The following is a 23,484-nucleotide window of genomic DNA, read 5'->3' as shown; positions in this document are numbered from 1 at the left end:
CTGTTCTCAGACTGTTACGATAGGCGTACGGTTGACGTTGATGCAAATCAATATGGGCTTTGTCGGGGGTCAGGCCCGTTGCGCCAGGCGTGCCTCAAGCACGTCAAACGGCACGCCGGGGTCATCTTTGGCTCCGCGGATCACCAGTGATGTCTTGACCGATGCGACATTGGGCGCGCTGGTCAGGTCCTCGGTCAGGAATCGCTGAAAGCTGCGCAGATCGGGCGCCACGCACTTGAGTATGAAATCCACCTCGCCGTTCAGCATGTGACATTCGCGGACCAAGGGCCAGTCCTGGCAGCGTTTCTCGAATGCGCTCAGGTCGACCTCGGCCTGGCTGACCAGACCGACCATCGCGAAAACCTGCACTTCAAACCCCAGTTCGCGGGCGTTCACATCGGCATGATAGCCCAGGATGTATCCCTGCTCTTCCAATGTGCGCACGCGGCGCAGGCACGGCGGGGCAGAAATACCGACACGTTTGGCCAGTTCCACATTGGTCATTCGGCCATCGGCCTGCAGTTCGGCCAGAATCATGCGGTCAATTTCGTCCAGTTTCGATCCGGTCATGGGAAACTCCAACTCAGTTTTGCAAATACTATGCAACAGATGCGAAATGCGCAATATTATTTCATGATTGCGCAATATAATAACTTTGCATACTGGCTTTGCGCGGTCTTTCAACCGGACCGTCGGGGGGGTATATGGGCGGGGAACAAAGACAAGAGGCCGCCCATGTCCGAAACCCGCCATTCCCCCGTTTTGATCGTTGGCTCTGGCCCGGCCGGTTATACCGCCGGGATTTACGCCGCACGTGCGATGCTGAACCCCGTGCTGGTGCAAGGGATTGAGCCGGGCGGCCAATTGACCACCACGACCGAGGTTGAAAACTGGCCTGGCGACACCGAGGTGCAAGGCCCGGACCTGATGGTCAGGATGGAGGCGCACGCCCGCGCGATGGGTTGCGATATTGTCAGCGATATCATCACCGAACTTGATCTGCAAAACCGCCCCTTTACCGCAAAATCAGACAGCGGGACGGTGTATACCGCCGATGCAGTCATTCTGGCCACGGGCGCGCGCGCCAAATGGCTGGGTCTGCCGACAGAAGACAAGTTCAAGGGTTTTGGCGTCAGCGCCTGTGCGACCTGTGACGGGTTCTTTTATCGGGGTCAGGAAATCGTCGTTGTCGGCGGTGGGAACACTGCGGTAGAAGAGGCGCTGTTTCTGACGAATTTTGCCAGCAAGGTGACACTGATCCACCGGCGCGATGAACTGCGCGCCGAAAAGATCTTGCAGAACCGGTTGGAAAAGAACCCCAAGATCGAAACGCTGTGGTTTCATGAAGTGGACGAGATTTACGGCGCCGACAGCCCGCTGGGTGTCGAAGGTATTCGCGTCAAGCACACGAAAACCGGCGAAGTCACCGATATTCCCGCCAAAGGCGTGTTCATCGCCATTGGCCATGCGCCCGCGTCCGAACTGGTCAAGGACCAGCTGGAGCTGCACAATGGCGGTTACGTCAAGGTCACCCCGGGGACGACGCGCACGGCCATTCCCGGCGTGTTCGCCGCTGGCGACCTGACCGATCATATCTACCGCCAAGCGGTGACATCGGCGGGCATGGGGTGCATGGCGGCGCTGGACGCGGAAAAGTTTCTGGCCGCACAGGGCGAGTGACCCCGTCTGACTAGATCGTCACCCTTGCGGTGAAGATAGTTTGCAGGAATGACGGGCTGACCGGTCTTGGTTCCGTTGTTGGCAACAGGGTGCGAATTTCCGTCTTTAATGGCCTGACTGCGCTGGACATGTATCAAAGGCGGGGTCTATGCCTCGTCTGGAATGTGACCAGTTTTACAAGAGATTCCATATGCCCCAAGACCTTGCCCCGATCCCCGAACTTTACGTGTCTTACGACAGTGCGCAGAAACTGAAGGTATCTGCCGGCGATCTGCTTAGCCATGACCTGACCCCGCGCCAGATCTGTGATCTGGAACTGTTGATGAATGGCGGGTTCAATCCGCTCAAGGGTTTCCTGAGCGAAGCCGATTATGATGGCGTCGTCGAAAACATGCGTCTTGCCGATGGCACGCTGTGGCCTATGCCGGTCACGCTGGATGTATCCGAAGCGTTTGCCGAAAAGGTGCAGCCGGGGCAGGATATCGCCCTGCGCGACCAAGAAGGCGTGATCCTTGGGACGATGACGGTCACTGATAAATGGGTGCCCGACAAGGTGCGCGAGGCCGAAAAGGTGTTCGGTGCCGACGATAGCGCCCATCCGGCAGTAAATTATCTGCACAACACGGCTGGCAAGGTCTATCTGGGTGGTCCGGTGACAGGCATCCAGCAGCCGGTGCATTATGATTTCCGTGCCCGCCGCGATACGCCCAACGAATTGCGCAGCCTTTTTCGCAAACTGGGCTGGCGCAAGGTTGTCGCCTTTCAAACCCGCAATCCGCTGCACCGCGCGCATCAGGAACTGACATTCCGCGCCGCCCGCGAGGCGCAGGCAAACCTGCTGATCCATCCCGTGGTAGGCATGACAAAACCCGGTGATATCGACCATTTCACCCGCGTGCGCTGTTATGAGGCCGTGCTGGATCAATACCCGTCATCCACGACCACCATGAGCCTTTTGAACCTTGCCATGCGCATGGCCGGCCCCCGCGAGGCGGTGTGGCACGGCCTGATCCGCAAGAACCATGGCTGCACCCATTTCATCGTAGGCCGCGACCATGCGGGTCCGGGCAAGAATTCGGCGGGTGTCGATTTCTACGGCCCCTATGACGCGCAGGATCTGTTCCGCGCGCATCAGGATGAAATGGGCATCGAAATGGTGGACTTCAAACACATGGTTTATGTGCAGGACCGCGCGCAATATGAACCTGCCGATGAAATCCTCGACAAGGACGATGTGACGATCCTCAATATCTCGGGAACAGAACTGCGCCGCCGCCTGTCGGAAGGTCTGGAAATTCCCGAATGGTTCAGTTTCCCCGCCGTTGTGTCTGAACTGCGCAAGACCCGCCCGCCGCGGGCCGAACAAGGGTTCACCGTGTTTTTCACCGGTTTTTCCGGGTCTGGGAAATCGACCATCGCCAATGCGCTGATGGTCAAGCTGATGGAAATGGGCGGGCGGCCCGTCACCTTGCTGGACGGCGATATCGTGCGCAAGAACCTGTCGTCCGAACTGGGCTTCAGCAAGGAACACCGCGACCTGAACATCCGCCGCATCGGCTATGTCGCGTCGGAAATTACCAAGAACGGCGGTATCGCGATCTGCGCGCCCATTGCCCCCTATGCCACGACCCGGCGCGCGGTCCGCGAAGATATCGAACAGTTCGGTGCCTTCCTAGAGGTCCATGTCGCCACATCCATCGAAGAATGCGAACGGCGTGACCGCAAGGGGCTGTATAAACTGGCCCGTGAAGGCAAGATCAAGGAATTCACGGGCATTTCAGACCCTTATGATGTGCCGAACAGCCCTGAATTGCGGCTGGATACCGAAAATGTCGCGGTTGATACTTGTGCCCATCAGGTGATTTTGAAACTTGAAAGCATGGGTTTGATCCGGGCGTAAAGGGCGTAGCAGGGTGCGCTGGCCAAACTGGTGCGGACCCTGCACATCCTGACGGTGGAAAGACTGCTAAGATGACGACTGTTGTATCGATTGCGACGATTCCAACGCGCTTTGCCAGTATTCACAGGGTGCTTGAAAACATATTGTCGCAGACCGCCCCCATCGACGAACTGCGCCTTTACATCCCGCGGCGTTTCCGGCGGTTCCCCGATTATGACGGTAGCCTGCCTGACGTTCCCCCGGGTGTGCGGATCATCCAGCCAGACGACGATCTTGGTCCGGCAAGCAAGGTTTTGTTTGCAGCCGATGACCTGCGCCGCGAGGACTGCGACATCATCTATTGCGACGATGACATGCTGTTCGAACCTGACCAGTTTGCCCGCCTGCTGGCCGCGCGTGGTGACCGGCTGGATCATTGCGTGACCGCCGAGGCAGGTTTCATCTTTCGGAACGGCAAGATCATGCAGCCGTCACGCGCCCCTGTCGGGTTTTCAAAACCCAAGGATATCACCTATCGGCTGCAAAGAGCGGGGCAATTCTGGCGGCAATGGCGCACAGGGGTGAAAGAACAAAAGCCATATCGCCCTGCCTTGACCGAGGCCGGCTATGTGAATATCGCGCAGGGGTATGGCGGTGTTCTGGTCCGGCCGGCGTTTTTTGACGCGCATTTCTACGACATTCCGCCGGTGCTTTGGGCCGTGGATGATTACTGGATATCCGGCCACTTCGCACGCAAGGGCGTGCCTATCTGGGGGTGCGCATATTTACCAAGGCCGGTTCCGACCGAAAGCAGAGATGTTTCCGCGCTTTACCTTGCGACCCTTGACGGCGCAGACCGTCGAACGGCCAACGATGCCTGTGTCAAATACATGCAAGACAGATATGGAATATGGCAATGGCCCGACGGTGCGGGCCACTGATCCGGTTTAGTGCACTGTCACAGGCTGCATGTGGTTTTCACGTGCCAGATGAAAGGCCAGTTTCCGGTTGGCAACCAGCGCGAGTTGTTCGCCCTCGGCGTTGTGGACTGCAAACAGCGTTTTCAGATCGCCGACCTGTTCTTTCATGTCGTCCGGAAGTTCCGCGACAGACACCGGTTTGACATAGACGATGTCCTGCCCCAACTGCTCCAGATCATATTTCGTATTCATGGTTTATCCTTTGCGAATGTTGATTGTCTGCACGATCCTGTCTGGCACGGCGCGTGTCAGATCCACATGCAGCAGGCCATTTTCCATCACAGCCTCGCCGACATCGACACCATCGGCCAAAACAAATGACCGCTGGAATTGCCGTGCTGCTATCCCACGGTGCAGAAAGATCCTGCCTTCGCTGTCGTCGGTCTGACGGCCGCGGATAACAAGCGCGTTATCTTCTACCGTAATCGCAAGATCGCCTTGCGAAAATCCGGCCACGGCCAGCGTGATCCGATAGGAATGTTCGGATGTCTGTTCAATGTTATACGGCGGATAGCCGTCATTCCCGGTTTTTGCGGTGCGTTCGACCAGTCGTTCCAACTGTTCGAACCCCAACAGGAACGGGTGCGTTCCCAAAGCCAGTTTTGTCATCAGACATGCCCTTTTTCGTTAAGCGACTGTCGGCGTGGCCCCGATTTCGGCGGCCCCTTGACCAAAAATATGGGGTGGACGCGGTGGCGGATCAAGAGGAAGTATTAGGATGTTGCCGGATAAACCGTTATCGTCCGATATGTGACTGTCTGCAATTTAGGTCGAAACCCTGTGAACACATCGGCAAAAATGGAACAGCTTGACGTTCTGCGCATCAAGCTGGAGGTTCTCAAGCGCGAACACCGCGACCTGGACGAAGCGATTGACGCGCTTCAGGTGCGGGGATCCGCCGATATGTTGACCATCAAGCGGTTGAAAAAGCAAAAGCTGGCCCTGAAGGATCGGATCGCCGCACTGGAAGATCGCATTTTCCCCGATATTATCGCGTGATCTGCCGTTGCAGCCGCGCGCTGCATGGCTATAGTTCCGCTTCGTTTTGCTAGGGGACGCAGACATATGACCCAACCTTTGGTCGGCATTATCATGGGCAGTCAATCGGACTGGCCCACCATGCGCGAAGCGGCTGATATCCTTGATCAGCTTGGCATTGCATACGAGGCGAAAATCGTCTCGGCGCATCGCACGCCCGACCGGCTGTGGGACTATGGCAAACAGGCGGTGGACCGGGGCTTGCAGGTGATCATCGCCGGTGCTGGCGGTGCTGCCCATCTGCCCGGCATGATGGCATCGAAGACGCGCGTGCCTGTCGTGGGCGTGCCGGTGCAGACCAAGGCGCTGTCTGGCGTGGACAGTCTTTATTCAATCGTCCAGATGCCGCGTGGATTTCCGGTGGCGACAATGGCAATAGGTGCAGCCGGTGCCGCCAATGCCGGGCTGATGGCGGCGGGTATCCTTGCGTTGCAGGATGCAGAACTGGCCGCGCGGCTGGATGCCTGGCGCAGCGACCTGTCCACTTCCATCCCTGATGAGCCATGCAATGACTGAACCCCTGCCCGTGGGGGCCACCATTGGTATTCTTGGCGGTGGTCAGTTGGGCCGCATGTTGTCCGTCGCGGCATCACGGCTGGGGCTGAAAACCCATATCTTTGAACCGGGCGCGCACCCGCCCGCAGGTGACGTCGCCCAAAGGGTGACGACGGCCGGCTATGGTGACGCTGCCGCGCTGACCGCCTTTGGCCAGTCGGTGGATGTGATCACCTATGAATTTGAAAACATTCCCACAAGCGCGCTGGATCTGCTTGAATCATTGGCACCGGTCCACCCCGGCCGGCAGGCGCTGGCAACCAGCCAGGACCGGCTGACGGAAAAGACATTTCTGCAATCGCTTGGGCTGCAAACAGCGCCCTTTGCGGATGTGTCCGATATGGCCGACCTGACTGCGGCAGTGGCCGACATTGGCACGCCCGCCATCCTGAAAACCCGACGTATGGGGTATGACGGCAAAGGGCAGGCGCGGATCATGACGCCAGATGATGCAGCAGCGGCACTGGCCGATATGGCGGGTGCGCCGGCGATACTGGAAGGATTCATCGATTTCACGCACGAGGTATCGGTGATCGGCGCACGCGCGCCGGACGGATCGGTCGCCTGCTATGATCCGGGTGAAAACGTGCATGAAACAGGTATTCTGCGCACCACGACCGTTCCCGCGCGGCTAACAGCGGCGCAACGAACCGATGCGGTGCTGATCGCTGCGCGGATCTTGAACGCGCTGGATTATGTCGGTGTCATGGGGGTCGAACTATTCGTGACGGCCCAAGGCCTGATCGTGAACGAAATCGCGCCGCGCGTGCATAATTCAGGCCATTGGACACAGAACGGCTGCACGATCTGCCAGTTTGAACAGCACATCCGTGCCGTCGCAGGCTGGCCTTTGGGCGACGGCTCGCGCCATGCGGATGTGGTCATGGAAAACCTGATTGGCGATGATATGAAAAAAGTGCCAGCACTGGCCCGCACCGATGCGGCAATCCATCTTTATGGCAAGGCCGAGGTGAAACCGGGCCGCAAGATGGGGCATGTCAACCGGATCATGACGGCAAAGCCATAACTGCTTCTTTGTCGTAAAAATATCCCCGCCGGAGGCGATCAAATTTAGCAAAATTTGATCATGGCCCGTGTCACTCAGTGCCGAAAATCACACCCGTCAGGCTGAGGTCGGGGTCGAAATGACCATCGCGCAGAAAGGCGATGACTTCGGCCATGACAAGCGGGTTGTTCATCATGAAGGTATGGGTCACCGGCAGCATGATATGGTCTTTCATGCCTTCCATCCGGGTCGAGGCGACCGATACCTTGCCATCATCGGGTCCGTCGATCAGGGCGGAATAGACCGGGTTCAACGATCGTGTGCCCGCGATGACCCCCACCTCGTATTCCGGCAGGCCCAGTGAATTGGGCACGCTGTTCGCCTCGGTGCCAAGTTGCAGACCGGCAGGGCCGTTGACCCATTGAAACGGTTCAAAGTCACCAAAGATATCCACCAGTTCCGACCCGCCGTTAGGTGGCCCCAACATCACCACGCGCCCCATGTTCACAGGGCGGCTGTTGGTCAGCCACAACCGCGCAAGGATACCGCCCATCGAATGGGTGACGAAATGCACCCGTGCATCGCCACAGGCGGCCACGTCTTCGGCCAGATATTCATCGACAAGCGTCTGGATCGTTGCCTCGGTTGACGGATAGCCCCGGTTGATGACCTTGTAGCCTTCGTTTTCCAGTGCGATCTGCATCGGCGCGAAAGAGGTTTCGGTGCGCGCAAGCCCGTGCAGAAGCACCACGCAGTCTTGTGACATGGCGGCGGTTCCCCAAAGTGTGATCAAGGCGGCGAAAATCAGTTTCATGCGACATAGATAGCAGCGCATCTGCACAACGAAACCCCCGGTTGTGGAAAACCTAGCGTCGCGCCAGGAGCGATACGCCAATCCCGCTAAGAACCAGCGCACTGGCGATGATCAGACGTAGCGTCAAGGGTTCGTTCAGCAACAGCACACCTGCGGCCACGGCGATGACCGGTACGCTTAGCTGTGCAATCCCCGCCAATGTGCTGGGCAGGCCGGGCAGCACCCGATACCACAAGGCATACCCCAGACCAGAGGTGACAGCCCCCGCGACAACGGCGACCAGCACGCCTCGCGGCGTCATCGCATGACTGTTTGATAAAATGCTCCCGGCCAGGACAAAAGGCAGGCACAACAGGAAATTGCCGGCTGATACGCCCAATGCATCGGTCTCGCCTCGCCCCAGCAGGGTATAGGCGGCCCAGCCGACGGCGGCGATGCTCATCGCGATGGCCCCACCCAATGGGACAGCAGCCGCACCCGAAGGCCATAGCAGCACGCAAAGGCCCGCCAACGCGATGGCCGCGCCCAACCAGCGCAGCGCCGGCACCCGTTGTCCGCCCATCACGGCCCAGCCAAAGATCACGACTTGCAGCACGCCAAACAGGATCAGTGCGCCAAGCCCGGCATCCAGGCTGATATAGGCCCATGAAAACCCCAGCATATACATTGTCAGGGCCACAGCCCCGGCAAGCCGCTTGCCGGTCCGCATCGGCGGATAGGCCGCGCGGCGCGGCAGCACCAGCGCCCAGAGCATCAGCGCACCTGCCGCCACCCGGATCACGGCGAAATCCAGCGGGTGCATGCCGTATTCCGCGACACCGATCCGGTTCAGCAGTGAATTCGATGCAAAGGCTGTCATGGTCAATGCCGTCAGCAGGAACAGTTTCACCGATCAGAGCCCGCCAAATTCCGGTGGAAAGACCAGTTGTTCGGTTGGGGCCGTATCACCCACGCCGGCGATCGTCACGTTCTCTGCCGGATAGGGTGACTGCAAGCCCGCTGCCTGTGCGGCCGAAAAACCGGCCTTGGTATAAAACCCCGGATCGCCCACGACCACGACGGGGGTTCCGGTCAGTCGCGCCCATTCTGTCAGCATGCCGATCATGCGTTTGCCAAGACGGCGCCCCTGCACATCGGGGTGCATCGCGACCGGTGCGAGACAGAGCCACCCCTTGGGTGAAACCATGCGGGACAGGGCGTAGTAACCGACAATCCGGTCATCCATAGGCAAGACGGTTTCGCCCGCGATGGCACCCGATTTGCGCAGTCTGCGCACCAGTGCAGCCTCTTCAGGGCCGGGAAACGCCGCGCGCAGCAAGGCGTCAACGGCGTCTTCTTCGCCTTTGTGCATGTCACGGGAAAATTGCGGTGTCTGGAGCCAGGTCATGGCTGCGACGCTAGGCCGCCGACAGGGCAAGCGCAATTGGAAAAGGGCGCCCCGTTTGGGACGCCCTTGGGTCTTTTTGTGATGCCTTTCAGGTTCTCGGCATTTGCAAGCAAACGCCTGCTACCTGTCGACGCGTTTGGGCCTGCGGCCCAAGCCGCATCTTACATCATGCCGCCCATGCCGCCCATGTCGGGCATGCCGCCGCCGCCGTTGCCGCCGTCCTTGGATGGCTTGTCGGCTACCATGGCTTCGGTGGTGATCAGCAGACCGGCAACCGATGCAGCGTCTTGCAGTGCTGTGCGCACAACCTTGGCCGGGTCAATGACGCCGAACTTGAACATGTCGCCATATTCTTCGGTCTGCGCGTTGAAGCCGAACTTCAGGTCATTGGATTCGCGGATCTTGCCGGCAACGACTGAACCATCCACGCCCGAGTTTTCGGCGATCTGGCGCAGTGGTGCTTCCAGTGCCTTGCGGACGATGGCGATACCGACGTTCTGGTCGCTGTTCGCACCTTCCACACCGTCAAGCGATTTCGCGGCTTGCACCAGTGCAACACCGCCACCGACAACGATACCTTCCTGAACGGCGGCACGTGTCGCGTTCAGGGCGTCATCAACGCGGTCTTTACGCTCTTTCACTTCGATTTCGGACATGCCGCCAACGCGGATCACGGCAACACCACCGGCCAGTTTGGCCACGCGCTCTTGCAGTTTTTCACGGTCGTAATCGGAAGTCGTTTCTTCGATCTGGCCGCGGATCTGGTTGACCCGTGCTTCGATCTCGGCCTTGTCGCCGGCACCATCAACGATGGTTGTTTCGTCTTTGGTGATCGAAACGCGCTTGGCAGATCCCAGCATGTCGATGGTGACGTTTTCCAGCTTCATGCCCAGATCTTCGGAGATCACCTGACCGCCGGTCAGAATGGCGATGTCCTGCAGCATGGCCTTGCGACGATCGCCGAAACCAGGTGCCTTGACAGCAGCGATTTTCAGGCCGCCACGCAGTTTGTTGACCACGAGGGTTGCCAGTGCTTCGCCTTCGACGTCTTCAGCGATGATCAGCAGGGGCTTGCCGGATTGGATCACGGATTCCAGCAGGGGCACCATTGGCTGCAGCGACGAAAGTTTCTTTTCGTGCAGCAGGATGATGGCATCTTCCAGCTCTGTGGTCATTTTCTCTGTGTTGGTCACAAAGTAGGGCGACAGGTAACCGCGGTCGAACTGCATGCCTTCGACGACATCGGTTTCTGTTTCCAGACCCTTGTTTTCTTCAACAGTGATGACGCCTTCGTTGCCGACTTTCTGCATCGCGTCAGCGATCTGGCGGCCGATTTCGGATTCGCCGTTGGCAGAAATGGTGCCGACCTGCGCGACTTCGTCGCTGTCGGACACGGGGCGTGCTGCGGCTTTGATCGCTGCGACGACTTTGGTCGTGGCAAGATCGATCCCGCGCTTGAGGTCCATCGGGTTCATCCCGGCGGCAACAGATTTCATGCCTTCCTTGATGATGGCCTGGGCCAGAACGGTGGCGGTCGTGGTGCCGTCGCCTGCTTCGTCATTGGTGCGCTGGGCAACTTCCTTGACCATCTGTGCGCCCATGTTCTCGAACTTGTCTTCAAGCTCGATCTCTTTGGCGACAGAAACACCGTCCTTGGTGATGCGGGGTGCACCAAAGGATTTTTCCAGCACGACGTTACGGCCTTTGGGGCCCAGTGTGACCTTCACCGCATTGGCGAGGGTGTTGACACCTTTGAGCATGCGATTGCGTGCGTCGGTGTCGAATTTGACTTCTTTAGCAGCCATTTTCATGTGCTCCTTGCATTATGATTTGATTGAAAGACGCGAATGTCCGCCGGGATTACATGATCCCCAGGATATCGCTTTCTTTCATGATCAGCAGGTCTTCACCGTCGATCTTGACTTCTGTGCCGGACCATTTGCCAAACAGCACCTTGTCGCCGGGCTTGACGGCCATTTCGATCAGTTCGCCGCTGTCTTTGCGGGCACCTTCGCCGACGCTGACGATTTCGCCTTCGGCGGGCTTTTCCTTGGCGCTGTCAGGAATGATCAGACCGCCCTTTGTCGTGTCATCGCTTTCGATGCGCCGGACCAATACGCGGTCGTGAAGTGGTTTAAATGCCATTTCTGAACTTCTCCAGTTCGTGTTTCTCCCATGTTAGCACTCAGCATGGCCGAGTGATAACGATGCGTAGGTAGGCGTGCTGCGACCTTGTGTCAACAGGTCTGGAAAACCCGATTTGAAAAATTTTACGCGTGCCCCTTCAGACCCTCTTCAGGTCGCGGCCAGTGCGGCCAGGCACCGTTTCAACAAGGCCCCTTCTTTCGCTGAGAATTGCGCCATCAATTGTGCGTCAAAAGCCTGTGCTGCCGCGTTCAGATCATCAAAGGCCGCGCGACCCTGCCGTGTGAGAACCAGCGTGGCCTGGCGTCGGTCGTCAGCAACGACATGACGGGTCAAAAACCGTTTCGCTGTCAAGGCCGAGACTGCCCGGCTGATCTTGGTCTTGTGGACCCGCGCACGATCGCCGATCTCCTTTGCGGTCATTGGGCCGAATTGTCCCAGATGGAACAGCACGCGCCATTCGGTGCGCAGCATCCCGTAACGCCCCTTGTAGTGACGCTGGAATCCCGTGCCGGCGGTTTCTGCTGCCTGTGCCAGCAGATAGGGCAGGAAACGCTGCAAATCAAAGCTGTCGTGGTCGCTCATATCACCAGACTTTCCCTTGTTAGTTACAAAAACAACCAATATCCCCGCAGGTAATGGAGGATCCTGCCATGAACAAGCCGACAAGCACGTTGCAAACAGCCCCAACGCCTGTGGGCACGACACCCGGTTACATGCCCGGTTTCGGCAATGATTTTGAAACAGAGGCCCTGCCGGATGCCTTGCCCCAAGGTATGAACAGCCCGCAGAAATGCAACTATGGCCTATACGGGGAACAGCTGTCCGGCACCGCGTTCACCGCGCCCAGCCACCAAAACGAACGCACGTGGTGCTATCGCATCCGGCCATCGGTCAAGCATGTGCATCGGTTTGCCATGATCAAGCTGCCATACTGGAAATCCGCCCCCCATGTGGACCCCGATGTGATCAGCCTTGGCCAGTATCGCTGGGATCCGGTGCCGCATGCCGACCAGCCGCTGACCTGGCTGACGGGGATGCGGACGATGACCACGGCGGGGGATGTGAACACGCAGGTCGGCATGGCCGCGCATATCTATCTGGTCACGGAATCGATGGTCGACAGCTATTTCTATTCTGCCGACAGCGAACTGCTGGTCGTCCCGCAGGAAGGCCGCCTGCGGTTCTGCACCGAACTGGGCATCATTGATCTGGAACCACAGGAAATTGCCATCCTGCCGCGCGGTCTGGTTTACCGGGTCGAGGTGCTGGACGGCCCCGCACGCGGTTTTATCTGCGAAAACTACGGTCAGAAATTCGACTTGCCGGGGCGCGGGCCGATCGGGGCCAACTGCATGGCCAACCGGCGCGATTTCAAGACCCCGGTTGCCGCGTTCGAGGACCGCGACGTGCCGTCGACCGTCACAATCAAGTGGGCGGGCCGGTTCTACGAAACGCAGATCGGCCACAGCCCGCTGGATGTGGTGGCATGGCATGGCAATTATGCGCCCTGCAAGTATGACTTGCGCACCTATTGCCCTGTGGGTTCTGTGCTGTTCGACCACCCCGACCCATCGATCTTTACCGTGCTGACGGCCCCCAGCGGCGTCGAAGGCACGGCCAATATCGACTTTGTCCTGTTCCGGGACCGCTGGATGGTGGCCGAGGATACGTTCCGCCCGCCGTGGTATCATAAGAACGTCATGTCTGAGCTGATGGGCAACATCCACGGCATCTATGACGCCAAGCCCAGGGGGTTCGTCCCCGGCGGTATGTCGCTGCATAACATGATGCTGCCACATGGGCCGGACAAGAATGCCTTTGAGGGGGCTTCGAATGCCGCGCTGAGGGCCGAGAAGCTGTCGGACACCATGTCATTCATGTTCGAAACCCGCTTTCCGCAGCACCTGACGGCCTTTGCGGCCAAGGAGGCCCCCTTGCAGGACGATTACATCGACTGCTGGACCGATCTGGACAAGAAATTTGATGGCACGCCTGGCAAGAAGTGATTGCGCCCTGCGATGCAGGGCGCGGTGGGCGAGGGGTTTCACCCCTCGCGCTCCCCAGGATATTTATAGGCCGATAATAGGGAGGGTAGCATGAAGGTTGCCAGTATCCGGACGAATGGCGCGGCAGAGCGCGACGGCATTTTCGCCGTGGTAGACGATGATCTGACCGCCTGCCGGATCAGCCATCCGCACTGTGGGTTGCAGTCGGTGCTGGACGGAATGGATTGGCAGGTTGCAGGGCCGCCGGTCGCTTTTGATCCGGCGCGGTGTTTTTCCCCGTTGCCTCGCGCCTATCAGTTCCTGGATGGATCGGCATACGTCAACCACGTCGCATTGGTGCGCCGCGCGCGCGGGGCGCAGATGCCGGACAGTTTCTGGCATGATCCGTTGATGTATCAAGGCGGATCTGACGGTTTTCTTGCCCCTACTGATCCGATTGTCGGCAATCCTGACTGGGGCATTGATTTCGAAGGCGAGATTGCTGTGATCACCGGCCACGTGCCGATGGGCGCCAGCCGGGAACAGGCGCTGGCGGCGATCCGTTTCGTGATGTTGTGCAACGATGTATCGCTGCGCAACCTGATCCCCGGCGAACTGGCCAAGGGTTTCGGCTTCGTGCAGTCGAAACCGGCCTGTGCGTTTTCACCGGTTGCCGTCACCGTTGATGACCTGCCGGGCTGGCGCGATGGCACGCTGCACGGGACGTTGAAGATCGACGTGAACGGGGAACCCTTTGGGCGGGTCGACGCAGGCGTCGACATGACTTTTGATTTCGGGCAACTGATTGCCCATGCGGCGAAAACGCGCAATCTTGGTGCCGGCACGATCATCGGGTCGGGCACGGTGTCCAACAAGCTGGACGGTGGGCCGGGCAAGGCCGTCGCGCAGGGCGGCGCCGGTTATGCCTGTATCGCCGAGCAGCGGATGATCGAAACGATCGAACATGGCAGCCCCAGAACCCGCTTTCTGGACGCTGGAGACCGGGTGAGGATCTGGATGGAGGATGACACGGGCCGGTCCATTTTCGGGGCGATTGATCAACTTGTGCAGCTGATTTGAGTTGGGCAAAGCATGCTCTGCTGGATGGGGTGAGCCGGCGCATCACTGCCGGCTCTCGCCAAGTTGGAAAAACCGGCGTAAAGCAAACCCATGAGAATTGTGCGCCTCGATGATGTTCAAAGCCTGCCGCTGTGGCGCAGGCCCGTTTCGCTGCTGTTTCTGATGGCGATGGCGATGCCTGTCGCCTTTGCCACGTGGTCGGCGCTGTTGAACAATTTCGTGATCGAGGTGGCGGGTTTCGATGGCGGCGATATCGGTTGGCTGCATACGGTCCGCGAAATTCCGGGGTTTTTCGCTATCGGCGTGATTGCTCTTATCATGTTCATCCGCGAACAGGTTTTGGGGTTGGTCGCGCTGATCATGCTGGGGGTGGCCACCGCGCTGACCGCACAGTTCCCGTCGATGGGCGGAATCCTGACCATTACCATGCTGTCGTCGATCGGGTTCCATTACTACGAAACGGTCAACCAGTCCCTGCAACTGCAATGGATCGAAAAGACCCGCGCGCCGCAGACGCTGGGTTGGCTGCTATCGGCGGGATCGGGCGCGACCATTGTCGTCTACGTGCTGATCGTGTTGAGCTGGGAGGCGCTGGGGCTGACCTATTCGATCGTTTATTGGTTGTCGGGCGGTTTTACGGCGGTGGTGGCCCTGGTCTGCCTTTTGGCCTATCCACAGTTCGAGGCCCCGCACCCGCAGCTGAAGACATTCGTGCTGCGCCGCCGGTATTGGCTATATTACGCGCTGCAATTCATGTCGGGCGCACGGCGGCAGATTTTCGTGGTCTTCGCCGGGTTCATGATGGTTGAACGGTTTGGCTACAAAGTGGATGAGATCACACAGTTGTTCCTGTTCACTCTTGTGATCAACATGATCGCCGCCCCCTTGCTGGGCAAGCTGGTTGCCGTTTTCGGCGAAAGGCGTGCGCTGATCATTGAATATGCCGGGCTGTGTCTGGTCTTCTTTGCCTATGGCGGCATCTATTATTTTGGCTGGGGCGTGGTGCTTGCGACAATGCTTTATGTGGTGAACCACCTTTTTTTCAGCCTCGCATTGGCGATCAAGACCTATTTCCAGAAGATCGCGGATCCGCAGGACATCGCACCCACAGCCGCCGTGGCCTTTACCATCAACCATATCGCTGCGGTCTTTCTTCCCGCATTGTTGGGGTATGTCTGGCTGACCTCGCCGGGGATGGTGTTTGTTCTGGCGTCCATCATGGCGATCATTTCGCTACTTTTGTCCATGCTGATCCCGCGCCACCCTGCACCCGGTCACGAGACCGTGTTTCAGGGCCGCCTGCTGGCCGCTGCAGAGTAGTAAAGCGACTTGATCGGGCTATATTGCACCCTTGACCCAAACGAAAGGCCACCAGATGTTTTTCATGAACCGCACAAAGCCCGAAATGATCACCCCCGATGCCGCCCTGCCGGGCCGGGCAACCGCAATTCCGACCGCAGATACCCATCACGTGCTTGGCACCCCGCTGAGCGCACAGGTGCCCGAAGGCATGGAGCAAGCCATGTTCGGCATGGGCTGTTTCTGGGGTGTGGAAAGGATGTTCTGGAAACTGGACGGTGTGTATTCCACGATGGTCGGCTATGCGGGCGGCTATACCCCTAACCCCACTTACGAAGAGGTGTGCACCGGCAAGACTGGCCACAACGAAGTGGTGCGCGTGATCTATGACCCCGCAAGGCTATCCTACGACCAGCTGTTGCAGGTGTTCTGGGAAGGGCACGACCCCACCCAGGGCATGCGGCAGGGCAATGACCGGGGCACGCAGTATCGGTCGGGCATTTATACCTACACGGACGCGCAGCAAGCGACCGCGCAAGGATCGCGAAATGCCTTTTCTCCGCGTCTGGCGCAGGCCGGATATGGCGCCATCACAACCGAGATCGTGGACGCCCCGACATTTTACTTCGCAGAGGACTACCACCAGCAATATCTGTCCAAGAACCCCGCGGGGTATTGCGGTATTGGCGGCACGGGTGTGACGTGCCCCATCGGCGTCAACGTCTGACCTGCGGTGCTTCTTGATTTTACAGCGCGGATTCTGCTGCTTCCCGTGCTGCTTGGTCAGGCGCTCTTTGTAAGGGTGCGGGCGCTCAAACTGCCGGAACCTCCAGGGGACCGCCATGGGTTCATCGGGTCGGGTCCGCCGCTGCGTTTGCTGATCATCGGCGATTCTTCGGCGGCCGGGGTGGGGGTGCCGACACAGGATCAGGCCCTGCTGGGATTGGTCAGTCGGCGGCTTGCCTCTGTGGCACGTGTGGAATACCGGCTTGTCGCCCGCACCGGTGCAAAAACCGGCGAGGTCATGGGATGGCTGGATGATCTGCCAGAGCGGAACTACGATATTGTCATTCTGGCCTTGGGTGTGAACGACGTGACCAAAGTCGTGCCGTTGCGGCGCTGGCTGGCACAAACGGCGCGGTTGATCGACCGTTTCACCGGTGAATTCGGCGCGCGGCGCGTGATCGTATCCGGTCTCCCTCCGGTCGATCAGTTTCCACTTTTGCCACAGCCGTTGCGCTGGGTGCTGGGGCGTCAAGCGGACCGATTTGACCGGCATCTGCGCGATATGGTCGCCAGCCGTCCGACATGTCGCACGGTGCGCGTGGATGTGGCATTGGGGCCGGACAACATGTCTGCGGATGGCTTTCATCCTGGCCCGGCTGTCTATGCCGCATGGGCCAAGACCATCGGTGACAGCCTACTGGACGATCCCGGTTTGCTTGACCCGGCCGGTGCCAGGCCCTAACGGAAAGCAGACACTGCAAAGGGCCGCGCGCATGACCACTTATTCCGCACTGACCACAATCATGGGCGAAGACCCCGCCACCCGTCTTGCCGAAGCCGTTGAGGAACTGACACCCGAGCCGACCGGCGTGGGCGTGTTCGAGATCGAGGACGGATCGGGGCTGTGGGAGGTGGCCAGCTATTTCATGGATTACCCCGATGCGGGGGCTCTGGCGGTGCTGTCGGCGCTGCACCATGCCAAACCTTTCACGATCTCTGAAATCCCCGATCAGGATTGGGTGTCCAAGGTTCAGCGGGAACTGGCCCCGGTCGAGGCCGGGCGGTTTTTTGTCTATGGCGGGCATGATGCAGACAAGGTTCCTGCCGACCGCATCCCCTTGTTGATTGAGGCGGCAATGGCGTTTGGCACGGGTCACCATGGCACGACTTTGGGCTGCCTGCGTGCCTTTGACGCGTTGTTAGAGGCGGGTTTTGCAGGGGGTAAAGTGGCTGATATCGGCTGTGGGACTGCCGTGCTGGCGATGGCCGCAGCCAAGGTTTTGCCCGATATGGTGCTGGCCAGTGATATCGATCCTGTCGCGGTCGAGGTTGCGGCGGCAAATGTGGCAGCAAATGGGCTGACGGGACGCGTCGATTGTGTCGTGGCCGCAGGTTTTGATACCCCGGTTCTGGCCGATGCGGCGCCATTCGATCTGATCTTTGCCAATATCTTAAAGGGCCCTTTGGTTGGATTGGCCCCTGATATGGGGCGATCCGTCGCGCGAGGAGGGCATGTGATTCTCTCGGGTATCCTGAACGAGCAGGCGCAGGAGGTGACTGATATTTATCGCCAAAATGGGTTCAATCTTGTGAAATCAGATATGATTGTTGACTGGACGACCCTGACAATGTGCAAAAAATCACACGAATAGGTCTTTAAGGACAGGAACGGGCCTTTTTTCTTGTTTTGTTACCGTTTTTTGGGGACATTCACACCTAGTTTATATTAGCGGAGGCGACGATGCCCCAAGCACATGTTCCATTTGATAAAAGATTAAAGCGCATTGTGCGCCGCCATGATCGTATGGCCAACGGCGTCGTGCGCACTGTTGGGCCTGACGGCCTGATCGTAGCGCGCCCGCGCATCTACCACCCGCGATTTCCGCTGAAGGGTATTCTGGCGCTGGTTGGGGCCGGATTTCTTTTCAAGGGGCTGCTGTTTTTCTATCTCGGCAGCGACGATTACACGGCGCGGCTGGCAGTGTTGCAGCAGGGCACGGTCATCGAACAGGCAGGGGCATGGGTCATGCAACCCGACCCGGCAACGACATTCATTGCTGGCCAGATTGCGTTGCTGGCACCGTAATCAGATTCTAGACTGAAAAAACGAAACGGCCGCCACTGATGACAGGGCGGCCGTTTGTTATTTTACGCAGGCGACTGGACTTAACGGCTGCTGCGCGTTGCGATCATGTCGATATCGGCGGCAGAAAGGCCGATGTCATCCAGTTCGCGATCCGAAAGCTTGGACAGCGATTTGCGTGTGATCCGTGCGTCATTCCATGCGGCAATTGTGGAAAATACACGCGCGATGAAGGAAACGATCGTGCTGGTGGAAAAGCCAGCGGCGGGGCGGGTTGTATCAATAGTGGCCATGGCCAAAGTCCTCTTGCGGTTGCTGCAATGCAGCGTGAATGATGATGAGCCGCATCTAGGAGGGAACTCTGCATCTTACCAGTGCCGATGTTGCATGGGACATATGCGTTTTCAGAATGCCTTATAATTAAGCAGTAGACGCGATAAGCCGCGTTTTAACAATACGTTATTCGTGTCGCTTTCAAGCGTCGCGATGACGCAATCTGGCATTTCGGTATTGGCCTTGCCGGGCAGGTGACTGCAAAGCCTCTTGGTCTTTGTTCGCGTTTTGTGCTAGGCGTTGGCCAGAACAATAAAAACGGGGCGGCAGATGCGTGTATTGGGGATCGACCCGGGCCTGCGCAACATGGGGTGGGGCGTGATCGAGGTGACGGGATCACGACTGATGCATGTGGCCAACGGGATCTGTCATTCGGTTGGGGATAATCTGGCGGCCCGGCTTTTGTCACTGCATGAACAGTTGACCGATGTGATCCATCTGCATCAGCCGGGCGCTGCTGCGGTCGAACAGACCTTTGTGAACAAGGACGGGGTGGGGACGCTCAAACTGGGCCAGGCGCGCGGGATCGCGATGCTGGTGCCCGCGCAAGCGGGGCTTGCCGTAGGCGAATACGCCCCCAATGCCGTCAAAAAGGCCGTGGTCGGCGTGGGCCATGCTGAAAAACACCAGATCGCACATATGGTCAAATTGCAGCTGCCCGGCGTGCAACTGACCGGCCCTGATGCAGCAGACGCGCTGGCCATTGCGATTTGTCACGCGCACCATCTGCAATCAGCGGGCACCTTGGCTGCGGCCTTGGCGAGGGCGGGCGCATGATTGGCAAGATCGCGGGGCGGCTGGACTATCGCGCGGCGGACCATGTGCTGATTGATGTCCGTGGTGTGGGGTATATCGTATATGTGTCGGATCGTGTGATGGCCGGCCTGCCCGGCAACGGAGAGCAGGTCGCGCTGTTCACTGATTTGCTGGTGCGCGAAGATAACTTGCAGCTTTTTGGTTTCACCACGCTGATCGAAAAAGAATGGCACCGCCTGTTGATGTCGGTGCAAGGCATCGGCGCCAAGGCGTCGCTGGCGATTTTGGGCACGCTGGGTGCGGATGGCGTCAGCCGGGCGATTGCCTTGGGTGACTGGAACGCGCTGGCCAAGGCCAGGGGGGTCGGCCCAAAGACCGCACAGCGCGTCACGATCGAACTGAAAGACAAGGCGCCGGGTGTCATGGCCATGGGCGGCACGATGGCCGAGGCACAAGGCGAGGCGGTGATCGAGGTCACTGCGCCCGTTCCGGCCCGCCCAGCGGTTTCCGACCGCGCAAACCCCGCGCAGGCAGAGGCGCTGTCCGCGCTTGGCAATCTGGGCTACGCCCCCGGCGAGGCCGCAAGCGCCGTAATCGAGGCGGTCGGAGATGACCCCGATGCAGATACCGCGGCGCTGATCCGTGCGGCCTTGAAGCTGTTGGCACCGAAAGGATAGGGAAGGTGCATGACCCAACCTGACCCAACCTTGCGCCCTGATCCCCGGCCAGAGGATTCCGATCGCGCCCTGCGTCCGCAGACACTGGACGAATTTATCGGCCAGCGCGATGCCCGCGCGAACCTCAAGGTATTCATCGAAAGTGCGCGGCGGCGGGGCGAGGCCATGGATCACGCGCTGTTTCATGGCCCGCCCGGATTGGGCAAGACCACACTGGCGCAGATCATGGCGCGTGAACTGGGCGTCAATTTTCGCATGACCAGCGGGCCGGTGCTGGCCAAGGCAGGTGATTTGGCCGCAATCCTGACGAACCTTGAAGCACGCGATGTGTTGTTCATTGATGAAATCCATCGGTTGAACCCAGCGGTGGAAGAGGTGCTGTATCCGGCGCTCGAGGATTTCGAACTGGATCTGGTGATCGGCGAAGGGCCTGCGGCGCGCACCGTGCGCATCGAATTGCAGCCTTTCACCCTGGTAGGGGCAACGACGCGCATGGGGCTGTTGACGACGCCATTGCGCGACCGGTTTGGCATTCCGACCCGGCTGGAATTTTATACAGAAGACGAGTTGCACCAGATCGTCACACGCGGCGCCCGGTTGATGGGTGCGCCGGCATCCGATGAGGGCGCGCGCGAAATCGCCCGCCGCGCGCGCGGCACGCCCCGGATTGCGGGCCGTCTGTTGCGCCGCGTCGTGGATTTCGCCATCGTCGAAGGCGATGGCACGGTGACTCAAGCGATTGCAGACCTGGCCTTGACCCGATTGGGCGTTGATCATTTGGGTCTGGATAACGCAGACCGCCGCTATCTGCGCCTGATTGCCGAAAGTTATGGTGGCGGCCCGGTTGGGGTTGAGACCCTTTCGGCGGCCTTGTCTGAAAGCCGCGACAGCCTGGAGGATGTCATTGAGCCTTACTTGTTGCAAAAAGGCCTGATTCAGCGCACGCCGCGCGGCCGGATGCTGACGCAGTCTGTTTGGGCGCATCTGGGGTTGCAGGCCCCGAAATCACCGACGGACTTATTTGGATAAGGGGCGGCTTGAATTCCCCGATATTTGAGCGCCTCCCGCAGGAGTTTTTGCCAGAATGAACATGGATGTCACGCAGTTGTTCACCCGTGCGGACGGGGCCTATGTTTTTGCCCGCTGGGGGCGACCGATCGTGCCGGTTATCTTTGGCGTCGATGATGCGTCCCTGTCTGTTTTCAAAGGCGCCATCGAGGCGGTTGTTGCCCTTGCCGGGCACAAAATGGCCGAGACGGACGCCGATTTGGGCGCAAATCTCATGGTGTTTTTCTGCCGTGACTGGGACGAGCTGACGGATGTGCCGCATCTGGATCAGTTGGTGCCCGATCTGCATCCCTTGGTGGCCAGGCTGAAACAGGCAGATGCCAATCAATATCGCATTTTCCGTTTTGACACGGCAGGCGCCATTCGCGCTGCATTTGTCTTTCTGCGGATGGACGACCATCTTGCCCAGGTCGCATCCGACACGCTGGCCCTGTCGCAGGCTGTGCAGACGATCCTGCTTTGGTCGGATCGGGCGTTCGATGACGCGCCGCCGCTTGCGATGATTGACGACAAGGCGGTGTTGCGCCCCGAGATTGCCGATGTGATCCGCGCCGCCTATGATCCTGTCATGCCTGCCGCAGCGCATGATCCCAGCCATGCACTGCGTCTTGCGGCGCGGGTGGTGCCACCGTCATGACCCATCATTTTGCCGTGCGCGTCTATTATGAAGACACCGATCTGGCCGGGATCGTCTATTATGCAAACTATCTGAAATTCATCGAGCGCGCCCGCAGTGATTGGGTGCGCGACATGGGCATTGATCAGCGCGCGATGAGAGCCGAAGGACTGGTTTTTGCTGTCCGCCGCGTCGAGGCGGATTACCTTGCACCGGCGGAATTTGACGACGCGCTGGTGGTCGGGACAGAGATTGAACAGGTCTCTGCCGCGCGCCTTGTCCTGCGACAGGTGGTCAAGCGTGACGAAACGATCCTGTTCTCGGCCTTGGTCACGATTATTTGCATGAATGCCGCTGGCGCGCCTGTCCGGCTACCGGCGGTGATCCGCCGGTCGGCACCATGATGTGACGCGGCATTTCGCAGATGTGATGCCGGATTGGTTGGATTTCCCGGGACAGTTGCGGTATTGCTGATTTCAACGAGAGCCCAAAACGGGGCCCCAAAGCAGAGCAGGCACCATGGAAGCAGCATCCGACTATACCATGTGGGCGCTTTTTGCGCGCGCAACGATTATCGTGAAACTTGTCATGATCATGCTGGTCATTGCATCCGTGTGGTGCTGGGCCGTGATCATCGACAAGATCATCCAGTATCGCAAGGCACGGGCAGAGGCGGATGTGTTCGACCGGTTGTTCTGGTCGGGTGAACCGCTGGACGGACTATTCGACCAGATTGGACCAGACCCGGACGGATCAAGCGAAAAGATTTTCGCAGCCGGCATGCTGGAGTGGCGCCGGTCCCACAGGCAGGATGGGGCGCTGATCGCGGGGGCCACGGCGCGGATCGACCGGTCGATGGATGTGGCGATCGCCAAAGAGGCCGCAAAGCTGCAAAAAGGATTGCCAGTTCTGGCCACTGTGGGATCGACGGCACCGTTTGTCGGCCTGTTTGGCACGGTCTGGGGGATCATGAACGCCTTTATCGAAATTGCCGAGGCGCAGAATACCAACCTTGCCGTCGTGGCCCCCGGCATCGCCGAGGCATTGCTGGCAACGGGTCTTGGTCTTTTGGCTGCAATCCCGGCCGTTGTTTTCTACAACAAACTGTCTGCTGACAGTGATCGCATCATCGCGGGCTACGAGGCGTTTGCAGACGAATTTGCGACGATTCTCAGCCGCCAACTGGATAGCTGATCATGGGTGCCGGTATCATGAAATCAGGTGAGGGCGACGGGGGCAGGCGCCGCCGCCGCCGCGCAGGGCGCACCCAACCGATGGCGGAAATCAATGTCACGCCCTTTGTGGATGTCATGCTGGTGCTGCTGATCATCTTCATGGTTGCCGCCCCCTTGCTGACCGTGGGCGTGCCTGTGG

General features: G+C 59.1%; 30 protein-coding genes. 20 read left to right on the top strand and 10 right to left on the bottom strand.

Features of this window, described 5'->3' with window-relative positions; genetic code table 11:
- Positions 1-69: 69 nt before the first annotated feature.
- Entirely contained in the window at positions 70-570 is a 501-nt protein-coding gene (locus ACTG4B_RS07090; RefSeq protein WP_439154995.1) for an Lrp/AsnC family transcriptional regulator, read from the bottom strand.
- A 165-nt stretch (positions 571-735) separates the two neighbouring features.
- Between ACTG4B_RS07090 and trxB the strand changes: the two genes are divergently transcribed.
- From trxB to ACTG4B_RS07075, 3 genes are all read left to right on the top strand, one after another.
- Positions 736-1,680: a thioredoxin-disulfide reductase gene (gene trxB, locus ACTG4B_RS07085; RefSeq protein WP_439154994.1), complete on the top strand. Its 945-nt coding sequence runs from the start codon at positions 736-738 to the stop codon at positions 1,678-1,680.
- A 190-nt stretch (positions 1,681-1,870) separates the two neighbouring features.
- Complete coding sequence (locus ACTG4B_RS07080) at positions 1,871-3,580, top strand: bifunctional sulfate adenylyltransferase/adenylylsulfate kinase (protein WP_439154993.1); 1,710 nt, start codon at positions 1,871-1,873, stop codon at positions 3,578-3,580.
- Positions 3,581-3,651: 71 nt separating this feature from the next.
- A complete protein-coding gene (locus tag ACTG4B_RS07075) occupies positions 3,652-4,500 on the top strand; it encodes a glycosyltransferase family 2 protein (RefSeq protein WP_439154992.1) in 849 nt (282 codons plus the stop codon).
- Positions 4,501-4,506: 6 nt separating this feature from the next.
- Here the strand turns inward: ACTG4B_RS07075 and ACTG4B_RS07070 are convergent, their stop codons facing one another.
- Both ACTG4B_RS07070 and ACTG4B_RS07065 read right to left on the bottom strand, forming a co-directional pair.
- Positions 4,507-4,731 carry a DUF1150 family protein gene (locus ACTG4B_RS07070; protein ID WP_439154991.1) on the bottom strand — a complete coding sequence of 75 codons (225 nt, stop codon included), beginning with the start codon at positions 4,729-4,731 and terminating at the stop codon, positions 4,507-4,509.
- Positions 4,732-4,734: 3 nt separating this feature from the next.
- Positions 4,735-5,148, bottom strand: a complete 414-nt coding sequence (locus tag ACTG4B_RS07065; RefSeq protein WP_439154990.1) for an Hsp20 family protein — start codon at positions 5,146-5,148, stop codon at positions 4,735-4,737.
- Between the two features lie 189 nt (positions 5,149-5,337).
- Between ACTG4B_RS07065 and ACTG4B_RS07060 the strand changes: the two genes are divergently transcribed.
- The 3 genes from ACTG4B_RS07060 (at position 5,338) to ACTG4B_RS07050 (ending at position 7,159) form a co-directional block, all read left to right on the top strand.
- Positions 5,338-5,538, top strand: coding sequence for a YdcH family protein (locus ACTG4B_RS07060; RefSeq protein ID WP_439154989.1), 201 nt, complete (start codon positions 5,338-5,340; stop codon positions 5,536-5,538).
- Positions 5,539-5,604: 66 nt separating this feature from the next.
- Entirely contained in the window at positions 5,605-6,093 is a 489-nt protein-coding gene (purE, locus tag ACTG4B_RS07055) for a 5-(carboxyamino)imidazole ribonucleotide mutase (RefSeq protein WP_439154988.1), read from the top strand.
- On the top strand, positions 6,086-7,159 hold the full coding sequence (locus tag ACTG4B_RS07050; RefSeq protein WP_439154987.1) for a 5-(carboxyamino)imidazole ribonucleotide synthase: 1,074 nt from the start codon (positions 6,086-6,088) through the stop codon (positions 7,157-7,159). The genes purE and ACTG4B_RS07050 overlap by 8 nt, the downstream gene beginning before the upstream one ends.
- A gap of 70 nt (positions 7,160-7,229) precedes the next feature.
- On the opposite strand, the gene ACTG4B_RS07045 is transcribed toward ACTG4B_RS07050, so the two are convergent.
- From ACTG4B_RS07045 to ACTG4B_RS07020, 6 genes are all read right to left on the bottom strand, one after another.
- Positions 7,230-7,952, bottom strand: a complete 723-nt coding sequence (locus tag ACTG4B_RS07045) for an esterase/lipase family protein (protein WP_439154986.1) — start codon at positions 7,950-7,952, stop codon at positions 7,230-7,232.
- Between the two features lie 52 nt (positions 7,953-8,004).
- Positions 8,005-8,841 (bottom strand): DMT family transporter, encoded by an 837-nt coding sequence (locus tag ACTG4B_RS07040; protein ID WP_439154985.1) that lies wholly within the window; start codon positions 8,839-8,841, stop codon positions 8,005-8,007.
- 3 nt (positions 8,842-8,844) lie between these two features.
- Positions 8,845-9,339 carry a GNAT family N-acetyltransferase gene (locus tag ACTG4B_RS07035; RefSeq protein WP_439154984.1) on the bottom strand — a complete coding sequence of 165 codons (495 nt, stop codon included), beginning with the start codon at positions 9,337-9,339 and terminating at the stop codon, positions 8,845-8,847.
- Between the two features lie 161 nt (positions 9,340-9,500).
- Positions 9,501-11,144, bottom strand: coding sequence for a chaperonin GroEL (gene groL, locus ACTG4B_RS07030; protein ID WP_439154983.1), 1,644 nt, complete (start codon positions 11,142-11,144; stop codon positions 9,501-9,503).
- 55 nt (positions 11,145-11,199) lie between these two features.
- A complete protein-coding gene (locus ACTG4B_RS07025) occupies positions 11,200-11,484 on the bottom strand; it encodes a co-chaperone GroES (protein WP_439154982.1) in 285 nt (94 codons plus the stop codon).
- A 150-nt stretch (positions 11,485-11,634) separates the two neighbouring features.
- Positions 11,635-12,069 (bottom strand): MarR family winged helix-turn-helix transcriptional regulator, encoded by a 435-nt coding sequence (locus ACTG4B_RS07020; RefSeq protein ID WP_439154981.1) that lies wholly within the window; start codon positions 12,067-12,069, stop codon positions 11,635-11,637.
- Positions 12,070-12,137: 68 nt separating this feature from the next.
- Here ACTG4B_RS07020 and hmgA point away from each other — a divergent pair, with 68 nt between their 5' ends.
- The 7 genes from hmgA to ACTG4B_RS06985 all read left to right on the top strand — a co-directional run bounded on the left by hmgA (position 12,138) and on the right by ACTG4B_RS06985 (position 18,663).
- A complete protein-coding gene (hmgA, locus tag ACTG4B_RS07015; protein ID WP_439154980.1) occupies positions 12,138-13,493 on the top strand; it encodes a homogentisate 1,2-dioxygenase in 1,356 nt (451 codons plus the stop codon).
- Positions 13,494-13,583: 90 nt separating this feature from the next.
- Positions 13,584-14,552 (top strand): fumarylacetoacetate hydrolase family protein, encoded by a 969-nt coding sequence (locus ACTG4B_RS07010; RefSeq protein ID WP_439154979.1) that lies wholly within the window; start codon positions 13,584-13,586, stop codon positions 14,550-14,552.
- Between the two features lie 90 nt (positions 14,553-14,642).
- Positions 14,643-15,872, top strand: coding sequence for an MFS transporter (locus tag ACTG4B_RS07005; protein ID WP_439154978.1), 1,230 nt, complete (start codon positions 14,643-14,645; stop codon positions 15,870-15,872).
- 55 nt (positions 15,873-15,927) lie between these two features.
- Entirely contained in the window at positions 15,928-16,578 is a 651-nt protein-coding gene (gene msrA, locus ACTG4B_RS07000) for a peptide-methionine (S)-S-oxide reductase MsrA (RefSeq protein ID WP_439154977.1), read from the top strand.
- A gap of 6 nt (positions 16,579-16,584) precedes the next feature.
- Positions 16,585-17,319, top strand: a complete 735-nt coding sequence (locus ACTG4B_RS06995; protein WP_439154976.1) for an SGNH/GDSL hydrolase family protein — start codon at positions 16,585-16,587, stop codon at positions 17,317-17,319.
- Positions 17,320-17,350: 31 nt separating this feature from the next.
- Positions 17,351-18,229 (top strand): 50S ribosomal protein L11 methyltransferase, encoded by an 879-nt coding sequence (locus tag ACTG4B_RS06990; RefSeq protein ID WP_439154975.1) that lies wholly within the window; start codon positions 17,351-17,353, stop codon positions 18,227-18,229.
- A gap of 89 nt (positions 18,230-18,318) precedes the next feature.
- Positions 18,319-18,663, top strand: coding sequence for a hypothetical protein (locus ACTG4B_RS06985; protein ID WP_439154974.1), 345 nt, complete (start codon positions 18,319-18,321; stop codon positions 18,661-18,663).
- Positions 18,664-18,743: 80 nt separating this feature from the next.
- Here ACTG4B_RS06985 and ACTG4B_RS06980 read toward each other — a convergent pair whose 3' ends face one another.
- Complete coding sequence (locus tag ACTG4B_RS06980; RefSeq protein WP_439154973.1) at positions 18,744-18,953, bottom strand: DUF1127 domain-containing protein; 210 nt, start codon at positions 18,951-18,953, stop codon at positions 18,744-18,746.
- 310 nt (positions 18,954-19,263) lie between these two features.
- Here ACTG4B_RS06980 and ruvC point away from each other — a divergent pair, with 310 nt between their 5' ends.
- The 7 genes from ruvC to ACTG4B_RS06945 all read left to right on the top strand — a co-directional run.
- On the top strand, positions 19,264-19,770 hold the full coding sequence (gene ruvC, locus ACTG4B_RS06975) for a crossover junction endodeoxyribonuclease RuvC (RefSeq protein WP_439154972.1): 507 nt from the start codon (positions 19,264-19,266) through the stop codon (positions 19,768-19,770).
- Entirely contained in the window at positions 19,767-20,426 is a 660-nt protein-coding gene (ruvA, locus tag ACTG4B_RS06970) for a Holliday junction branch migration protein RuvA (RefSeq protein ID WP_439154971.1), read from the top strand. Before ruvC ends, ruvA begins: the two co-directional genes overlap by 4 nt.
- A gap of 9 nt (positions 20,427-20,435) precedes the next feature.
- The gene (gene ruvB / locus ACTG4B_RS06965; protein WP_439154970.1) at positions 20,436-21,455 is read left to right on the top strand and encodes a Holliday junction branch migration DNA helicase RuvB; all 1,020 of its coding nucleotides are present in this window, start codon (positions 20,436-20,438) and stop codon (positions 21,453-21,455) included.
- Positions 21,456-21,510: 55 nt separating this feature from the next.
- Positions 21,511-22,131 (top strand): hypothetical protein, encoded by a 621-nt coding sequence (locus tag ACTG4B_RS06960; protein ID WP_439154969.1) that lies wholly within the window; start codon positions 21,511-21,513, stop codon positions 22,129-22,131.
- The gene (gene ybgC, locus ACTG4B_RS06955; protein ID WP_439154968.1) at positions 22,128-22,514 is read left to right on the top strand and encodes a tol-pal system-associated acyl-CoA thioesterase; all 387 of its coding nucleotides are present in this window, start codon (positions 22,128-22,130) and stop codon (positions 22,512-22,514) included. Before ACTG4B_RS06960 ends, ybgC begins: the two co-directional genes overlap by 4 nt.
- A gap of 115 nt (positions 22,515-22,629) precedes the next feature.
- Positions 22,630-23,304: a protein TolQ gene (gene tolQ, locus ACTG4B_RS06950; RefSeq protein WP_439154967.1), complete on the top strand. Its 675-nt coding sequence runs from the start codon at positions 22,630-22,632 to the stop codon at positions 23,302-23,304.
- A gap of 2 nt (positions 23,305-23,306) precedes the next feature.
- Positions 23,307-23,484: biopolymer transporter ExbD (locus ACTG4B_RS06945; protein ID WP_439155029.1), on the top strand; the 178-nt coding region annotated here is incomplete at its 3' end.

This window comes from Yoonia sp. (assembly GCF_965660735.1).
Lineage (GTDB): Bacteria > Pseudomonadota > Alphaproteobacteria > Rhodobacterales > Rhodobacteraceae > Yoonia.
Note: the sequence above shows the minus strand (reverse complement) of the source record. Positions and strands in the feature narration are given on the sequence as shown.

Coding starts and splice junctions, on each gene's coding strand:
- ACTG4B_RS07090 (WP_439154995.1), bottom strand. CDS start 570: ATGACCGGATCGAAACTGGACGAAATTGACCGCATGATTCTGGCCGAA.
- trxB (WP_439154994.1), top strand. CDS start 736: ATGTCCGAAACCCGCCATTCCCCCGTTTTGATCGTTGGCTCTGGCCCG.
- ACTG4B_RS07080 (WP_439154993.1), top strand. CDS start 1,871: ATGCCCCAAGACCTTGCCCCGATCCCCGAACTTTACGTGTCTTACGAC.
- ACTG4B_RS07075 (WP_439154992.1), top strand. CDS start 3,652: ATGACGACTGTTGTATCGATTGCGACGATTCCAACGCGCTTTGCCAGT.
- ACTG4B_RS07070 (WP_439154991.1), bottom strand. CDS start 4,731: ATGAATACGAAATATGATCTGGAGCAGTTGGGGCAGGACATCGTCTAT.
- ACTG4B_RS07065 (WP_439154990.1), bottom strand. CDS start 5,148: ATGACAAAACTGGCTTTGGGAACGCACCCGTTCCTGTTGGGGTTCGAA.
- ACTG4B_RS07060 (WP_439154989.1), top strand. CDS start 5,338: ATGGAACAGCTTGACGTTCTGCGCATCAAGCTGGAGGTTCTCAAGCGC.
- purE (WP_439154988.1), top strand. CDS start 5,605: ATGACCCAACCTTTGGTCGGCATTATCATGGGCAGTCAATCGGACTGG.
- ACTG4B_RS07050 (WP_439154987.1), top strand. CDS start 6,086: ATGACTGAACCCCTGCCCGTGGGGGCCACCATTGGTATTCTTGGCGGT.
- ACTG4B_RS07045 (WP_439154986.1), bottom strand. CDS start 7,952: ATGAAACTGATTTTCGCCGCCTTGATCACACTTTGGGGAACCGCCGCC.
- ACTG4B_RS07035 (WP_439154984.1), bottom strand. CDS start 9,339: ATGACCTGGCTCCAGACACCGCAATTTTCCCGTGACATGCACAAAGGC.
- groL (WP_439154983.1), bottom strand. CDS start 11,144: ATGGCTGCTAAAGAAGTCAAATTCGACACCGACGCACGCAATCGCATG.
- ACTG4B_RS07025 (WP_439154982.1), bottom strand. CDS start 11,484: ATGGCATTTAAACCACTTCACGACCGCGTATTGGTCCGGCGCATCGAA.
- ACTG4B_RS07020 (WP_439154981.1), bottom strand. CDS start 12,069: ATGAGCGACCACGACAGCTTTGATTTGCAGCGTTTCCTGCCCTATCTG.
- hmgA (WP_439154980.1), top strand. CDS start 12,138: ATGAACAAGCCGACAAGCACGTTGCAAACAGCCCCAACGCCTGTGGGC.
- ACTG4B_RS07010 (WP_439154979.1), top strand. CDS start 13,584: ATGAAGGTTGCCAGTATCCGGACGAATGGCGCGGCAGAGCGCGACGGC.
- ACTG4B_RS07005 (WP_439154978.1), top strand. CDS start 14,643: ATGAGAATTGTGCGCCTCGATGATGTTCAAAGCCTGCCGCTGTGGCGC.
- msrA (WP_439154977.1), top strand. CDS start 15,928: ATGTTTTTCATGAACCGCACAAAGCCCGAAATGATCACCCCCGATGCC.
- ACTG4B_RS06990 (WP_439154975.1), top strand. CDS start 17,351: ATGACCACTTATTCCGCACTGACCACAATCATGGGCGAAGACCCCGCC.
- ACTG4B_RS06985 (WP_439154974.1), top strand. CDS start 18,319: ATGCCCCAAGCACATGTTCCATTTGATAAAAGATTAAAGCGCATTGTG.
- ACTG4B_RS06980 (WP_439154973.1), bottom strand. CDS start 18,953: ATGGCCACTATTGATACAACCCGCCCCGCCGCTGGCTTTTCCACCAGC.
- ruvC (WP_439154972.1), top strand. CDS start 19,264: ATGCGTGTATTGGGGATCGACCCGGGCCTGCGCAACATGGGGTGGGGC.
- ruvA (WP_439154971.1), top strand. CDS start 19,767: ATGATTGGCAAGATCGCGGGGCGGCTGGACTATCGCGCGGCGGACCAT.
- ruvB (WP_439154970.1), top strand. CDS start 20,436: ATGACCCAACCTGACCCAACCTTGCGCCCTGATCCCCGGCCAGAGGAT.
- ACTG4B_RS06960 (WP_439154969.1), top strand. CDS start 21,511: ATGAACATGGATGTCACGCAGTTGTTCACCCGTGCGGACGGGGCCTAT.
- ybgC (WP_439154968.1), top strand. CDS start 22,128: ATGACCCATCATTTTGCCGTGCGCGTCTATTATGAAGACACCGATCTG.
- tolQ (WP_439154967.1), top strand. CDS start 22,630: ATGGAAGCAGCATCCGACTATACCATGTGGGCGCTTTTTGCGCGCGCA.